Origin of the sequence: Actinoplanes sp. NPDC023801 (genome assembly GCF_040639655.1) — a bacterium.
In the GTDB taxonomy this organism is placed as follows: Bacteria; Actinomycetota; Actinomycetes; order Mycobacteriales; family Micromonosporaceae; genus Actinoplanes.
Genome location: NZ_JBFAAI010000055.1, coordinates 1 through 16,485 on the forward strand (window position 1 = coordinate 1; position 16,485 = coordinate 16,485).

Genomic DNA, 16,485 nt, shown 5'->3' on the forward strand with positions numbered 1-16,485 from the left:
GGCTGGCACCGCCACGTCACCCTTGCCACCGCCGCTCAGCTGTTCCTCACCCAGCTACGGCTGACCGACCCAAAAGCAGCAGGGCAGCCCTGAGCTTCTACGCCGTCCTACGGCACCTGCAATACCAACTCAGCACCTGGCTCGGTTTCTGCCCACACTGCCACCAACCCGTGCCGACCTAACAAAGCACTATTAGGCAGCCTAAAGTCCGCTGGTGGCGGCGGATCACTGGGCGGCAGAGGGCCCCACGTTTCTAGTGGGTGAGGCCAACGTCGCGCAATGAGCCGCGATGGTCGGAGGTTTCGGGAACGCGGCGGGGTGGCGAGCCTGGGGTACAGCACACCACCTAGCCGAACGCGCTGAAGATTCGTATGACGAAGTCGGCGGCTGGCCCCTCCGGCTCGGCTTCGCCGATCGTCATCCCAATCGCCGCGGGTCGACGGCTGCCCCGAATGCCGCTTATGGTGCGATGAGCGGGTGATCCTAGCGAAGCCCCATCCGGCGGCCTGTAACGCAGATTGTCATCACTTATCTAGTTGGAGGGGTTCCCATGCGTTGGGGGAATCCTTAGTGCATCCGCGAATCCAGCCCATTGCGAGCGACTCTGTCAATATCAGCGAGAATCAAATGGGGGTCGCGGGTCAAGTCCAACGGGTGGTGCACGATGTCGATGCCGGTGTGGCGGACACGCCGACGGGATGGGGCTTTGCCCTGAGCGTAGACCAGCCAGCCAGTGGCAAGATCGAGCGCTGTGCAATAGGCCAGCATCTGGTACGCGTCGGCGTTTGGGTATCGCGAGTTCGGGCCTTCGAGCTTGTATTTGGCGTCAAAGACGGCGACTGGTCGTTGATTGATGAGGTGGACGACGTCGGGTCTGATCGGGATACTGCGGTGGGTGTCGAGGTGATCCTGGTATTGCCCGGCGGTGTGGCCAGGGTACGAAGCCAGGGCTTCGCGTAGTGCGATGGTGACGAAGTCTTCGAACACCTTGGCCATGTTGACGACGAACGCCGCGATCGTCAGGTTGCCGGGGCCGGGTTCGGCGGACTGGTACCGCAGGACGATCTCGGCGAGTCTCAGCGCGGCGACGTAGCGCTCGTTGAGCCGGCTGGGTCGCCAGGACGGCAGCGGTGTTCTGGCAGGAAGGACCTGGACGCCGTCGAGCCGGCCGTCGAGGTGGGTGAGCCGGGCTCGCGCTCGGGCAGGTAGGCGAGGCACGGCCGCCATCCGGCGCAGGGCGGTGCGCAGGATCCGGTTTTCGGCAATGTCTGCGGCGTACTCGTCGTAACGGACCTCGATGGGTAGCAGCATCCCGGGGCGTCGGGTGAACTGGTCGGCGAAACGGATACGGCCGCGGACCAACGGGAGTGCCTCGTCGACAGACACGTAGCCCTGTAGAACACCGGGGGCAAGGGCGCGTTCGGCTTGGCGGATCAGCGACTCGGCGAGCGCGGGCCAAAGGTCTGGTTCCGCGACGGCGGTTACGTCTTCGGGGCGGAACCCGGGGTCGAGGGCGTAGCCGAGCAGGAACAGCAGCCGGGCGATGCCGGTTTTCGGCCGTACCTGGACGTCGAGGTCACCGATTCGGACCGCGCCTACCTTGCCGGTGGGTATCAGGTGCCACCAGTTGCCGCCATCGGGGCGTACGTCCACCAGCCCGGTGCTGCTGAGCGCGCTGGCGATGTGGTCGTCGAGTTGTCGGCGTACCCCTTTGGTGTTGAGTTCGTCGAGATCGACGGGTGGGTCGGTCATGGTTCGGGTGTTTCGGGGTCGACCGTTGGCGGCGGTGCCATTCGGGATCGGATGGCGCCGAGCCCGAAACGGTTTCGGATCTGGGCTCGGCTGAGCCGGCCGTAGTAGTGCTCCTCCAGCAGCGGCATCAGGTCGTAACGCCAGACCCGTTCGAGGGCGGCCTCGGTGTCGAGGTTCGGCCGCATCAGGTACGACGGGCCAATCTTGAAGTCGTGGTCCTGCTCGTCGTCGATGCTGTCGTTGAGGGCGGCGAGCAGGGCGGCGCGTTCGTCGTCGTCCTGGCCGTTGGCGGTCAGCCAATTGCTGAGTACGTCGCGGACCGGCGGTTCGTCGGGGTGCAGCTCGATGAAGGCGAACCGGCGTCGGATTGCGGCGTCGACCAGCGCGATCGACCGGTCGGCGGTGTTCATGGTGCCGATGATGAACACGTTGGGCGGTAGGTTGAACGCCTCGGACGGGGAGTACTGCAGCCGTACGGTGGCGTGGCGGTACTCCAGCAGGAAGTACAACTCGCCGAAGACCTTGGCCAGGTTCGCCCGGTTGATCTCGTCGACGATCAGCACGTACGGCTGGTCCGGATTGTTGCGGGCCTCGGCGGCGATCTCCCGCAGCGGGCCGGGCGTCTTGGCGAAGCTGACCGTGCCGGAGTCGGCGCCTTCGACCGGCCGGAAACCCTCGAAGAAGTCTTCGTACGCGTACGAAGGGTGGAACTGCACCAGCCGCACCGCGTCGCGGTCGGCGACGTGGGCCGCGATAGCTCGCGCGAGGTAGGTCTTGCCGGTGCCGGGCGGGCCGTAGAGGACGATCTGGGAGCGGTCCTGCCACACCTCGATCAGATCCTGTAGCCAGGCCCGGTCGATGTGGAGCCGGGCGGCGAGCGCGTCGGTGGCCGCGGTCAGCTTCGGGACGGCCTGCGACGTCGGCTGCGGCCGCTCGGTGGCATCCGGCTCCGGCGTGATCTCGTTGTCGGCATCGGCACCGATCAAGTTGGCGAGCAGTTCCAGCGCGCCGGTCAGATCGACGACGGTGCCCTGCTGGTCGAGTTCGGCGGGCAGCGGTGCCGGCAGTGTGTCGATACCGATCGGTTCGTGAGTCAGCCACGCCGTGGACCGACGTAGGCGAGCGCCGCTGTCGTCCGGGCTGTATTCGGCGTCGCCGTCGAGGATCCCGCCGTACAGGTGATCATCGAGGAGGGTGACGACGATGTCGTCGACGGCCATCTGCGACAGGAAGGCGTGGTACTCGGTGGCCAGGCTCATCCGTTGGGCGTAGTCCAAGTGCTGGTAGCCGGCTTCCACCGCGGTCCGGACCTCAGCGCGTGATGCTCCCGGTGGCGTCTCGCTCAGATGGGTCGCGGCCAGTGACACGAATGACTCCGTCTGCCACCTGTCCACCAGGTCAGAACCGCCCTGCCGAGGACGTACGAGCCATGCCCGACGCTCGCCTGGCGGTCGTTCGGCCTGCTTGCGCCATTGGGCGACGAACGGAGGCTGGTAGTAGTCGACCGGCTGGCCGGTCTGTTGTTCGATGCGGGTGGTGATGGTGAACAGGTCTCGGTTGAGGTCACCGGAGGACCGTTCGCCCTGGGCGAGGAACGTGTCGCGGATCGCCTTCTTGTCAGCGATGCTCAGAATTGGTAGGAAATGGGTCGGGAACGCCAGGTACAGCAGTTCCTCGCGTAGCGATGGCATGAAGCGGTGCTCATAGACGGCGTCTTGCCACGCCCACGGATCGGCGAACGCTCCGGCCTGCTGCGGCTGAGGGACTTGCCACCAGTTGTCGAGGAAGTTGACCGCGTCGATCAGCCACTTCCACAGCATGGTGTGTGCGCCGGTGCCGCCATTCCACGTGCCTTCGGTAAAGGCGGCCCGTACATGTTCGGGGATTTCGACGGGCTCACGCATCCAGCTCAGCACTTCGGTGATCCGCGCGTGCAGTGTGGCGGCGGTCAGGTTGAGCAGAGGCAGCCCTTGCAGGGTCAGCAGTTCCGCCGCGAGCTGGATGGCCGGGTCGGAAGCGCCAGAGAGCTGACGGCGGAGCTTGACCAGAAACGGATCCTTGCCCGTGTCGAGTTGCTGGTTGTAGTGGCGGTGTAGTTCGGCGGTGGTCTCGGCGGTCCAGATACGGCGATCTGTCGTGAACAACGACTTCCCCTGGAGTAAGCCCAGCTCCAGCAAGCTGCGGCCGACCTTGCGGACGAGATCATCCTGCCGCGCCGGGGTAATGAGCCCGTCCGCGCTCATCCGAAGCTCTCCTTCAGGGCCGCGTGTCGGGCACCGGCACCCGGCGGCGGATCCAACCTCGTGACATACGGGGCCCCAGTAGCCATGGCGTCCTGCATGGCGTCAAAGATCTCCATGATCATTCGCTTGGTGCGGTACTCGCCATAAGTCTTTTCTTCCCGCTCGCGAACTACCTTGAAGGTATCGAGTACATAAAAGACGTCGTCACGTTCCATACCGTAAAAGTGAAAGTAAGCGGCGTCGAGTTCCGCACGTAGAGAATCCCGGCGCGTCCGATCCCAGATGAACGGCGGCCCGTCGTCGCCTAAGTCGGCCGCGAACCGCTCCATTTCGTACGTTGTGTAGCTCAGTTCGAGCACGCGTGATTGTACCCAGAACATGGCATTCTCCTGGCTGCACAGCCACGGAATTTTGTTTGCATAGAATTCTGGGGGTATAGTCGCTAGCTGTTTTAGGTATAGATATGTAACGTTTGATCCAGCCAGTTTTTGGCGCATCACGTAGTCGGCGCAGAGTGAAGAGAGGTTGGCGAGAAGGCATGCATTCATCTGTGGTTCACGACGGGAAAGAATTAGTGGAAAAGAATGGCCAATTCCAACTCGTGGCGTAAGTGAAGCAATAATTGTTCTCTCGTCTACGCTTCGAGCGATGTTCCGCCACCCGAGGAGCCAGCCGTGCGGCCAGCCGCGTACACCTTGGGAAAACTCGCCGACCAGCCTCTCCTCAACCAAGGATTCGGGTACCCAGTAACGGGGCTGGACGCCGATTGATGGGTCGTTGTGTGCGGCATCGCTGAGCCGAGGCAAGGTTCCCTTGTTCAACTGCTCTTGTGTGGCACCTTCGTAGGTCGAGAATCGGTGGTCGTAGTGGTGGGTCATTTTGGCTTCGTAGAGCGGTAGCAGGGTCTCCTGGCCGCGCTTCCAGCGGTTTCCTGTGCGCTGCCAGCCTTCCGCTTCTGCTCTCCCTTCATCGATGAAGTATTTTGAGTCGGTAGCCATGTCGAGCATTCGAAGGAACGATAATTGCCAAGGATTGTCTTCGCCTCCGCTGGTCTTCCAGAGCACCTTGGTGCGCCGGTAGATGCCGATGGTGATCTCGGCGTCGCGGCGTGACACGAAGACAGGGCAGGTGCCGGTGTTCGGGTTCAAGAGCATGATCTCGTCGGGCGTGATCGTGTACGAGCGCTCAGGGATCTGGGTGGTCTGCCGGGCCCGGAATGCCAGGGTCGCTTGCCCCGACTTGCCGCCGGAAAGTGCGATCAGCGCGAATCGATACTGGTTGTGCACGTTCGGGAAGACTTTATCCTCGTTTTCGAAGTCGTACAGGGCGACGAGGCTGCGGTGTTCGACGATGTCACGGAAGTACCGCTGCGTGGTCGAGTCGGTGGCGATGCCGGTAGGGACGATGATGCCGAGCCGACCGTGCGGACTCATGATGGTCCGTGCGGATTCGGCAAAGATCGCGTAGGTGTTGATGTCTCCGGTGGCGGTCAGTGGGTAACGGCCCGACTCGCGGATCAGGGCACTGGCACCGTCGGAGTTTCGCAGCGCGGCCGTCCACTCCTGGTGCAACGTCTGGTCGGCGGTGCTGTCTGAGATCCGGAGCGCCGCGATGAGCCTCTTGCGGGCCGCCGCGTTGGTGGCTGTGGCGATGTCGGGGTGCCGCGCGGCGAAGAACTCCTTCTCCTGCAGCTTGATCCGCTCCCAGGGCGGGTTGCCCAAGATGCAGGAGAACCCGCCGTCCCACCCCTGAGCGGCGGTATCGATCGTGCTCTCGCTTACCTGGAAGATCTCGGGGAATTCGAGGTGCCAGTGGAAGAAGCGGTACCGCGTGGCGAGGTACTGGGCGTACCCGGTGAATTGGTCGTTGGCCGGATCGAGCGGGCTGGCGGCGATGGCGCGCATGATGGCGTTGGTGGGTGGTTCGGGTACCGGATATGGGGTGCCGGGGACGCGGGCGGGCATCGGCCAGACGAACGCGGCGCACCAGGTGTCGGCGTGGCGGCGTTTGGCCTGGTAGGCGTTTGACTGTTCGTGTTTTTCCCAGCGTGCGGCCTGTGCCCGGATCGCGTTAACGTCGTCGGGGAGGGCGAGCAACGCAGCTCGTTGCGCTGCGAGTTCGGCATTGGAGACGTCTGGTCCAGTGCTGAAGACGAAGGCGTCCTGGGCGTAACCACGCTCGTTGCCAGCTTGGATCGCCACCCGAACGGTCGCCTGGGCCTTGTTGTTCTTACGGACGGCGGCAGCGGTCGTCTTGTCGTCGCCTTCGAGTTCCTTGAAGGCACCGTCGGGAACATCTCCGTGCAGTAGAGCCGGCGTGGCGCCGAGCAGGGAGTTGCCGATGCGGATGCGGGCGTCCAGGAACCCGAGAGGCTTTCCCGGTTCGAGGGCTTCCATCCAGAGGGAAACCTTGGCGAGTTCGGCAGCGAGGTCGTTGAGGTCCACGCCGTAGATGCAGCTACCAGCGACCTCGCGCAGCGCGTGCTGCACTTGAGCGGGCGTAGGTTCGTCGTCGCCGGAGCGGACCTGGGCGAGACGGCGGGCGATGCGGCGGGCCGCGGCGACGAGGAAGTGCCCGGAGCCGCAGGCGGGGTCGCAGACGGTCAGGGCCAGTAGCCGCTTTTCCGCGTCAGCGGTGCCCGCGGCGCCGATGATGGCCTCGTCGAGTAGCGGGTCGAGCGCTGTGTCGAGTAGGGCGGAGACGAGGCTGGGCGGTGTGTAGTACGAGCCGGTGGTCTTGCGGTCGTTGCCGGAGATGGTGACGAGCCGGAAAGCCCGGTCGCTGAGGTCGAGTCGGGGGACCAGCTCCAGTAGCGATTCGTAGACGCTGCCGAGTTCTTCCGCGCCGAGGTTGCGGTAGTCGACGGGTTGGATTCGCTGTCCGGGTAGTGCGACCCAGGCGAGCCTGCGGATGGCGGTGAGCAGGTTTTCGTTGGTGAGTTCGCAGCCGAGCAGCGGGTCGATGTCCAGGCCGTCGAGCCTGGGCAGATGGGGGTCGGGGTCGAATAGGCCGGCGAGGGCGGGTAGGCCGAGGCCGGGGTGTCCGTCGCCGCCGAGAGCGCGTAGTACGAGGCGCTGGGCCTGCCACAGGTCGGGGTGCGGGCTGCCGGCCCGGCTGCGGGACAGCCGCCGTAGCCGGGCGGTGGAGAAGTACTGCTGGTAGCGCTCGCGTGCCTGGGCGGTTGCGTCGGGGTGGAGAAGGGCGTCGCGGTCTTCGGCTACGAAGCAGAACAGCAGGCGGTAGACGAGGCGGAGCAGGGCCCGGTGGTATTGGGCGGTAGTGAGGTGTCCGTCGCGTAAGGCGGTGATCAGCGGCTGGTTGGCAGGGTGACGGATGAAGCCCGTGCCGAGCGCCGCGATGGCGTCCGCGACTCCATCGCGGAGCCTGTCGAGGAGCCGGGTTCCTGCTTCGGCGGCTTCGCCGCGCCAGATTTCGAGCCAGCAGTTGACCGGGGCGAGGGTGCCGTTGTCGTCGGGCCGCTGTTCGAGGCGGGAGACATGACAGAGCTGCCAGAGAAGTAGGAACTCGGGGTACAGCTCGCCGTCGAAGATGGCTTCGAGGTCGAACTCCAAGTAGGCGGATCCGGCGAGGGCGGTGGAGTCACGCAGCAGCCGAAGCCGCAGGCCGTTGGACAGAATGCCCCAGAGGTGTTTGTCGCTGCGGTTGAGGAGTTCCTGCAGCATGGCCTGGGGTGCGCGGGTGGCGCCGGGTAGGTCGGGGTTGCGGTGGTTGAGGTCTGCGGTGGGTCCGAGCAGGTGGATCGGTACGTGCTGCCAGGCATGGGTGACCGGGTAGTTGCGGTCGTCGATCGTGTACCCGCCGGGCAGGGCGGGGACCTGGCCGTAGCCGAGTTCGCGCAACAGGACCAGTAGCCAGCGTTGTTGGGCAGCGGTGGTTCCGTGAGCGCCTGGTGGCTGGGTGGCGGTGTGCTCGCGCCAGGCGGTCCAGGCGCTGCGTAGGTAGGACCAGGCGCGGCTGGCGGCGTCGCGGACGGTCTCTCGGCCGATGAGGTGGTAGGAGGCCGGGGCGAGCCCGGCGGGATCTTTGAGTTCCCCGGCTTGGATGCGGGCGAGCAGGCCCGGTGGGACGACACCGCCGACGGCGTGGATGGCCTGGAGTCCGGGACTGCTCACGCGTGTGCTCCCGTTGTCGTGGGTGCCGGTCGGTAGAGGTAGACGCCGAGGACGTCGACGGGTAGTTGGGGCTCGACCATCAGGCCGCGAATGCTCAGTGCGCCGGCCCGGTCGCCGCGGGCGGCGGTGCGAACCCGGACGTGGGCGTCTCGTAGGGAGGCGGCGAGTTCGTGGGCGATCCGGTCGAGATGGCCGGTGATGGCGGGCAGGGCGGCGAGGATCCCGGTCATGATGTTGCGGGCGATATCGGGGCTGAGGTTGTGGTCGGGTCTGGCGCTGAGTAGCGCTTCGACGGCTTCCGGGGTCAGCCACTGGGGATCGGAGGGCATGCCGGTAAACGCGAGCGGGCGGGCTTCCTCGGCGACCTGGGTGTGTGGGCCGTAGCGCCCAGGAAGGGTGAGGTTGGCGCGGACGCGGGTCAGCAGCAGCACGGTCGGGGTGGTGACTGCGTTGGTGACGATGACTCCGCAGCGTCGTGCCGGCCGCGCCGCGGCGGGTAGTGCCGGGTCGAGGGCCGCATCGAGGACGTAGCGGGCGATGGCTGCCGAGGTGCTGTCGGTGCGGGTCAGCACGGCAGCGCCCCGCGGGGCAGGCAGGTCCCGGTGGAAAGGTACGGCTTTGGCCGGTTGACCGAGGGCGTCGCGCAAACCGACGGGCAGGACGGTGGGTTCGACGGTGAAGCCGTACGGCTCACGGGTGAGGATGCCGCCACACTCTTGGAGGGCGTTGGTGACGAACCCGGCGACGTCGTCGGGGCTGCCGAGTGCGGCTCGCATGGCCTCGACTTCACGGCGTACGTCGTCGGGGCGGATGGTGTGGTGGGCGTAGCGGCTGCGGCTGCGGCGTTCGGCTTCGGCGCTGCTCTGCCACTCGAATTCGAGTTGCTGGGCTTCGGGTAGGCCGAAGTCGAGGGCTTCCTGAACGTAGGTGTTGCCGCGTTTCATGACCCCGTCCAGTAGCGCGGTGAGGACCTGGTCGCTGGTGGCCGGTACTGGGACGCTGATGCCGAGGTCGCGGCGGATTGCCTCGTGCTTGCGGATCAGGACGTCCATGACGAGCCGGTCGATGACGTTGTCGGCGCCATAGAGCGTGACAGCGCGGACGACGTCGCGGGGCTGTCCGAACCGGTCGACGCGGCCTTCGCGTTGTTCGTGGCGGGTGGGGTTCCAGGCCAGGTCATAGTGGACCACTGCCTGGAAGTCGTGCTGCAGGTTGACGCCTTCGGAGAGGCAGTCGGTGGCGATGAGAATCTTGTTGGTGGTACCGGCCCGTTCAGCCAGGTCGCGGACGCGGGCGGCACGGTCTTCGGGCGGTAGCTCCCCGGTGACCACCTCGACGACGGCTTTCGGGAAGGCTTCGGTCAGGTGGTCGCCGAGGTAGTGGGCGGTCGGGATGAACCGGCAGAACACGATCGGGTGGAAGCCGTCCTTCAGCAACTGTTTGACGGTGGCCGTCACCAACGCGAGCTTGGTGTCCAGGCCGGTGCGCCGTTTGGCGTCGGGTTCCAGTGCGACGGCCAAGGCCTGGTCGCGTAGGTCCTTCAAACGGTCCGCGGTGCTTCCGGCGTTGTTGTCGACGATTGCTCCAGGCACTGCGTCGGCGACGTCGAGCGCGTCGTCGTTCATCAGGTCGAGTACCTGGGCAGCGCCGGTGGTGTCGGCGGCCTGTTCTGTGGTGGCGGTGGCGGATGAGGCGCGCGTCGCGAGGGTGGCTGCTGCGGCGGCGGGGGAGGAGGCAAGCGACCGGAGCAGTGACAGTGCGGACCACCACCGGATTCGCTGCTGCACGCGGCTGCCGCTCTGATCGGTGATCTGTCCCTGAACGTAGTTGAGGACGTCATCGAGCAGGGTCCGGTACTGCGGCGACAGTTCGTAGGTGCGTTCGTCGGTGGCCCGGTCCGATGGGAACTTCGTATCGGCACCGAGATACTCGCGGATGTCGGCGCGGCGGCGTTGCACCAGGCGCGATGCCAAGGCGCGGCGGCCGGTCTCGCCGGCCAGGTCGATGTCGTGCAGGGCCGGGTCGAGAAGGCCGATCAGGTTGCGGAAGGTTTCCTCCTTGCCGCTGTGTGGGGTCGCCGTCACCAGGATCAGGTGCCGATCTGTGTCGGCGGCGAGATCCTTGAGTAGCCGGTAGCGCTGGGTGCGGCCTCGCCCGCCGGCACCGGTTTCGTCGCTGACGCACGCGTGCGCCTCATCCACGATGACCAGCTCAGGTGCGGCTCGCAGGAAGTCGTCACGGCGCATGTCGGACTTGATGTAGTCGGTGGAGACAATCGTGTAGGGGTACCGCTCGAAGATCGACTGCCCGTATTCCAGGCCGCGTTCCAGCCGGCGGACCGTGCCGGGTAAGACCGGCTCGGCCGCGATGCCGAACTTCGCCTGAAGCTCCAACTGCCACTGCTCAGCGAGGCTGGGCGGGCACAGCACGGTCATCCGGCGGGCGCTGCCCTGCGCGATCAACTCGGCAGCGACGAGAGCGGCCTCGACGGTTTTGCCGATGCCGACGTCGTCGGCGATCAACAACCGGGTGACCTCCTGCCGGAGCGCGAGCAACAGCGGAACGAGCTGGTACGGGCGCGGGTCGACGGCGAGGGAGGCGATACTGCGGAACGGGCCGCCGCTGGCGCGGAAGCCAATGCGCAGAGCGTCGCGGAGCAGCCGGGCGCTGCGGTCGTCACCCAGATCGGTCGCATCCGGTGCTGAGAAGGTGGCATGCGTGACGCCTTCGGCGACGAAGACTCCCGCGATGTCCGCGTCGCCGCCGGCCAGCGGCCTCAGGATCAAGAACTCGGGGTCGCTGCCGGGCAGCACCACCCACTCCCGGCCGCGGGCGCTGACCAACGAGCCGATCGGGAAGCCCAGATGCACCGGCGAGGAGGCGGCGGTCATCGGGCGGCCTCGCCGAAGACTCCCGGGTTGGCGCGGACAACGTCGAGTACGTCGCCGTTCGCGTCGATGCGGATCACGTTCCAGCCTCCGAAGGTGAGGGGAGTGGTGTCTCTGGTGCCGTGTCCTTCGTAGTCGATGAGGACGGCGGTCGGTACTGCAGCGTGGGAGTACACCCAGTCGACCTTGGTGCCTTCGATGTCTACGTCCGTTTCGGTAGGCAACAGGTATCCGTGGTCCTGTAGTAGCTTTAGCAGCTCGCGGAAGCTGCCTGACACGGCGACATGTTGGTCATCATCGCCAACGGTATTGGCGGCCGGCTGACCGTCAACGGGGTGGGTGCTCGCCTCGGCGAGGCGTCGTAGGGCCGAGACGATGAGTCTGCGGTCAATCTGTTCGTGGACGAGCTGGTTGCCGTACGACAGCAGGCATCGATAACAACCCCGTACACAGGCACCGTCCTTCTCGGCCCCGGTCAGGTGTTCGACATGGATGATGTCCAGTGCCTTGACGGCGACATTGCGCATAGCTTCCGGCTCGGACTGCAGCCTGCGCAGCACCCCAGCTCCGCCCTCGGCTGCCTCGACCAGCAGGACCCGGCCCCGGTCGTCGGCGTCCGGTAGAAGTTCGCTGGACAGCTCGGCGTCCTCCAGTTGGAACACCGCCTCGATGCCCCGCTCGACGGCGTACTGCAGGGTGATGGCTTCCTCGTCGCTGACCGGCTCGGCCCACCGGAGCACCATGATGTTGCGGCGATCCTCCACGTACGGAGTGATCTTGGCCTTTCGGTTGACGTCCTCGTAGCCCGCTTCCATCTCGTCGTCGGCTGGTTCCGCCTCAGCGTTGCCCTCCTTGTCCGACAGCCAGCGTCCCTTCACCAGGTCGAGCCAGAAACCGTGGCTGTCCTTGTTCTTACGGGCGCGACGTCCGAGGTTGGTCACCCGGATTTCGGCGGCGTCGCCGTATGCCAACGTCGCCACCGGCATCATGTCGGGGGTGAGGACCTCGGCTACGAGCCGTCCTGGTCGACCGCCGCGTGGCACGAATCGGTAGGTGGTACGCAGCTCGAAGCCGATCCGGTTGCGTTCTTCCTCGTCCGCACTGATCCGCTCACGCCGCCGGGTGATCACCGTCTGCATCTGCAGCAGGTCGTTCCAGGCCGTCTCGAGTCGTTGGCCGCAGTTCTCGCAGACATCGAAACCGACCTGGCGGGGGTGGTGATAGCCGCACGCGTCACAGATCCGGGCAGAGGTGCGTACCACCTCGCCGCTGCCCTGATCGTCACCACCGCGGGGCAGACTGATCCGGGTCACCTGATAGCGGGCGCCCTCGTGGTAGATCAGCGCGCCCGGCCCGAACTCGGCGACGGCCAGGAAGCGGGGCCGTTGCAGCCAGGTGTTGCCACGTCCCCGGCTACCGGGCACGTAGGCGGCCAGCGGCAGCCGGGGAAAGGAATACCCCGGCAGGAAACCCTCCGACGCCAGGTACCGGTAGGTGTAGAAGTCGCTTTGCCCCGCATCGTCGGACTGATTCAACAGCAGCTCGATGCGCTGGCGTGCTTCCCGATAGCGCTGATCAGCGTCCTCACGGATCTGGCGGGAGACCGTCGCGTCGGCGGCCAGTTCTGTCGCCGCCTGCCGCTCGGCGTCGGCCGTGGTGTAAAGATCGCGCCACCGGCCGCAAGCCGCGTCGAAGGTGTCGAACGCCGCGTCGACCACCTCGTCCACCCAATCCGGCGACCACCAGGCCGATTTCTCAAGCACCGGGTGCAAGGGACGCAACAGGTCCTGTGCAGCACGGCGGGCCGCTGTACCGACTTCGGGCAGCCGCAGCTTCGCCGCCAACTCCGGCCGGACCGGTTGTCGCGGTAGATCCAGAGCCAGCACCTCGGCCATCGATCGGTCCAACCGAACACCGGTTTCGGCCATCCACACCGCGTGCACGTGCGAACGGATCAGGTCCTCGTTCGCCAGATCCAGACGCGGTGCCTGCACCTGGCCGGACACCATGAGATGCGAACGCTCGAAGTAGTAGGAGTCATGACTGTTTCCGCTGGCACAGTAGGTGACGACCAGCGCCGGCTGCCCAGAACGCCCAGCCCGGCCGCTGCGCTGCGCGTAGTTCGCCGGCGTCGGCGGCACGTTACGCATCCCGACCGCGTTCAGCGACGAGATGTCGACCCCGAGCTCCATGGTCGGCGAACAGAACAGCAGCGGGAGCCGAGTGCCCTCCCGGAACTCGTGCTCACGCTCCTCCCGGACCTCCTGACGCACCTGTGCGGTGTGCTCCGCCGCTCGCAGCCCCGCGAGTTGGGAGCCGACATCGAGGTACAGATCCCGGAAGAACGGCACCACCCTCGGGCGCTGATCGGCCTCGAACCGGCGGCGAACAGGATCCGGCGCCCCAGACCTCCCATCACCCGCACGCAGCAGCATCGCCGACGACTTCACCCGGTAGGCGGTCTCACCACGCTCCACAATCCTTGCCAGCACACCGTGTTTCTCCAGCAGCTTCATCAAGGCCACGATCACGTCGTCGGCCACCGCCGGTGACAGTGACTGGCCGAATCGGTCCTTGTGGCGCAGCCAGCGGCCGAAGCTGCCCAACCCCGACAGGAATAACGCATGCCGGGGCCGGTACTGCCCGCCCCGGCCCGGGATGGCCAGCCCGATCACCGGGTCCGGCTCGGTCTCCGGCACGGTCCACAGCCCGGTCAGATGTTCGCGGCTCAACCTGCGTAACCGGTCCACGAACTCCGGCGTCAACGCCTCAGCATCGACAGCCAACACCCGACGCATCTCGTCCAGCAGCACGCGCATGACCTCGTACCGCTGGCCTGGCTCGGCTTCGACGAGCAGCTTGTGCGTGCCGTCCCACTCCTCGTCCCGCTCCGACAGCGGCACCAGCAACGGATAGTCGATTACGAGAAGCCCGGACTGCTCCAGATTCGGCAGCGTCACCCGCCAGCCCCGCTGAAGGTCGCGCAAGACCCGGAACTCCACCACCGCACGCAGGGCACGTTCTGCGGTTCGCAGATCCAGCGACTTCGGCGCCAACGCGAAGTCGACCGGTTGCAGCCCCAACCGCCGGGTCACCCTGACACCGATGTCGAGCGGGTCCAGGCCGTCGTCGCCATCTGCTCCGGCGTGGTTCACGGCCCGATACAGCGCGGCACGCAGTTGCACCACCAGCGCGAAGTCGTTGAAGTGCCCCGCCTGAAGGCTGGCATCCTGCCGGTTATCGACGAAGGTCAGCAGCTTCCGCGCGTCGAGACCCAAGGCGGCCTCCGGCTGACCGCGTAACGCCCGGACGATACTCGCGGCCACCACCGTCATCGCGCTGCTGCGGCCCTCGCGATCCAGAGTGACCAGCTTGCCGAACTCGTTACTGCGAATCTGCTCGTACGAGACCCCACACCGTAGGCAGAACCGGAACGCTCCCGGCATCCACGCCGCGATCACCCCGTCAGCGCTGTCCCCGGCAGTATCGGCCAGCTCAGCGGTGCCGTCGGTCGCCGCTCGATACCGGACCGGCACATCGCGCCGCCGGGCCGGCACGATCGCATGACCGGCCTCGTCGGCCCCCAGCCACGATGCCGGAAGACGACCGGCCGCGACCGGGTCGGCAGGCCACTCCCGGTCCGCCGACACGAACAGGTAGCCGTCATCGCGATCGTTGATCCGCAGGCCGTGACGTGCCCGAAAGACGGCCGTCTTGAGCTGACTCTCCCGCCGGACGATCAGATACTCCTGACCACACTCACGGCAGAAGGCCAGCGGGTACAAACGCCGTTCCGGGCTACCCGGCAGTACGACCTGAAAGGTCGTCTCGATCGCTCTGGTCGAAACGGGTTCCAGGGTGGAATAGACCGTTCCGCCCTTGGACAGGAACTGGTGCAGCCGGAACGCGAACAGCGGGCGTCCAGTTTCCGGATCCCGGGCTCGTGACCCCGCCAACAGCGTCGCCCGGATCGCGGTGGCGCACTCCTCCGCAGGTCTTTCGGTGATCTCGGCCAACAGGACTGCTGCCTCGTCGACCTTCTTCGGCGCCTGGCGCACCAACCGGCCGCTCTCCAACTCTGAGCCCACACCGAAGTTGTCCTCGATCCAGGACGCGAGAGGGTCCGCACTGAGCCGCTCATACCCGCCGTGCAGCACCGGGTCGTCAGCCTCGGCGTCTCCCCGAGCGGCGACGGCCGCAGCCAGTTCCATCTCCGAGGCACCGCGTGTGGTGGTCGCTCTCACCAGTGTTTCGGTGATCACGTGGTCTGGTGTCACCGGTGTTCCGAAGATGCGGGATGCAACATCCGCCACCTCGATCTGCTGCTGGGCGACGGTGTTGGCGTTGGCCATCGTCGCCGATGTGCCGACACACTGCAGCGCCTGGCCGGTACCACAGGCATCACGAACCCGGCGTACGAGCATCGCCACGTCCGCACCCTGCCGACCGCGGTAGGTGTGCAGTTCGTCCAGCACCAGAAACCGCAGGTTGTGCGCGGCTTCGACCAACGGGCGTCGTTCGTCGGGCCGTGTCAGCACCAGTTCCAGCATCACGTAGTTGGTGAGCAGGATGTCCGGCGGGTTGCGCAGGATGTTGCGGCGTTCCTCCTCAGTCTCCTGACCGGTGTATCTCGCGAACGTAACCGGCGGTCTGCCCTCGTACCCGAACTCGAGGAACTTCCGCATCTCCTCCCGCTGGCTGTTCGCCAGGGCATTCATCGGGTAGACCACGATCGCCCGAACGCCCTGCCCAGATCCTTCCCGCAGTACCCGGTCCACGATCGGCACCATGTAGGCAAGTGACTTGCCCGACCCCGTGCCGGTGGTCAGCACATACGACGACCCGGTACTGGCCACGCGCACCGCGTCACTCTGATGGCGATGCAAGGTAATCGGCGACGAGCCAGCGTCGTCAAGCGCCTTCTTCACCCGGAAGATCCGTGCGCACTCTTGGTGAAGTAAACCCTCACGAACGAGGTCATCAACACGGCCGCCGGACTCGAAAGACGGATTCAGCGATGACCAAGGCGCTGGCCATTGCGCACCCCGCGCGCTCTCCTCCTCTACGCGTGTCCGGATCCGCTCGTCGTGGATATCCACGAAGCCTTCGCTAAAGGTGCGGTAGTCCTCGATCAGTCGACGATGAACCGCGAATGCGTCCAAGGCTCGCCTTCCGCCCGCTTCGGTGGCCACAACTCATTGGATCAGACATCACACCACGCCAGAGGCAAAGCGCCACCGAGGGTAAGCACGCGATTCGTCTATCTCTACCTCAACCGTATGGCTGAGGTGGCGTCAGAGCGTTCCGCTATCGAGACTGGATGTCTGGGACCAATAGAGCCTGCCAACGCTCACTCCGCCCAGCTTCGATGCTGGCCGGGAGTGTCAAGAAAACGGTGTAACTCGATGTTGTTGAAGGTCAGTTACGGGCTGCGGTGAGTCGTCCTTCGAAGGCGAGATCGAAGGCGTT

5 protein-coding genes and 1 pseudogene are annotated in these 16,485 nt (G+C 65.9%); 1 reads left to right on the plus strand and 5 read right to left on the minus strand.

Annotated features, from left to right (window positions below; translation table 11 throughout):
- A pseudogene (locus AB0G04_RS43510) lies at positions 1-196 on the plus strand (IS701 family transposase); the annotation flags it as partial.
- Positions 197-567: 371 nt separating this feature from the next.
- On the opposite strand, the gene AB0G04_RS43515 reads toward AB0G04_RS43510, so the two are convergent.
- From AB0G04_RS43515 to AB0G04_RS43535, 5 genes are read right to left on the minus strand one after another with little or no spacing between them, the layout of a single operon-like run.
- Complete coding sequence (locus tag AB0G04_RS43515) at positions 568-1,752, minus strand: restriction endonuclease (protein ID WP_360996426.1); 1,185 nt, start codon at positions 1,750-1,752, stop codon at positions 568-570.
- Positions 1,749-3,995 carry an AAA family ATPase gene (locus AB0G04_RS43520; RefSeq protein WP_360996429.1) on the minus strand — a complete coding sequence of 749 codons (2,247 nt, stop codon included), beginning with the start codon at positions 3,993-3,995 and terminating at the stop codon, positions 1,749-1,751. The genes AB0G04_RS43515 and AB0G04_RS43520 overlap by 4 nt, the downstream gene beginning before the upstream one ends.
- Positions 3,992-8,128, minus strand: coding sequence for a DNA methyltransferase (locus tag AB0G04_RS43525; protein ID WP_360996432.1), 4,137 nt, complete (start codon positions 8,126-8,128; stop codon positions 3,992-3,994). The genes AB0G04_RS43520 and AB0G04_RS43525 overlap by 4 nt, the downstream gene beginning before the upstream one ends.
- The gene (locus AB0G04_RS43530; protein WP_360996435.1) at positions 8,125-11,019 is read right to left on the minus strand and encodes a helicase-related protein; all 2,895 of its coding nucleotides are present in this window, start codon (positions 11,017-11,019) and stop codon (positions 8,125-8,127) included. The genes AB0G04_RS43525 and AB0G04_RS43530 overlap by 4 nt, the downstream gene beginning before the upstream one ends.
- Positions 11,016-16,178 carry a DEAD/DEAH box helicase gene (locus tag AB0G04_RS43535; protein ID WP_360996438.1) on the minus strand — a complete coding sequence of 1,721 codons (5,163 nt, stop codon included), beginning with the start codon at positions 16,176-16,178 and terminating at the stop codon, positions 11,016-11,018. Before AB0G04_RS43535 ends, AB0G04_RS43530 begins: the two co-directional genes overlap by 4 nt.
- Positions 16,179-16,485: the final 307 nt, after the last annotated feature.

Excerpts from the sequence above, each read along its gene's own strand:
- AB0G04_RS43530 (WP_360996435.1), bottom strand. The coding sequence starts at position 11,019 with ATGACCGCCGCCTCCTCGCCGGTGCATCTGGGCTTCCCGATCGGCTCG.
- AB0G04_RS43520 (WP_360996429.1), bottom strand. The coding sequence starts at position 3,995 with ATGAGCGCGGACGGGCTCATTACCCCGGCGCGGCAGGATGATCTCGTC.
- AB0G04_RS43515 (WP_360996426.1), bottom strand. The coding sequence starts at position 1,752 with ATGACCGACCCACCCGTCGATCTCGACGAACTCAACACCAAAGGGGTA.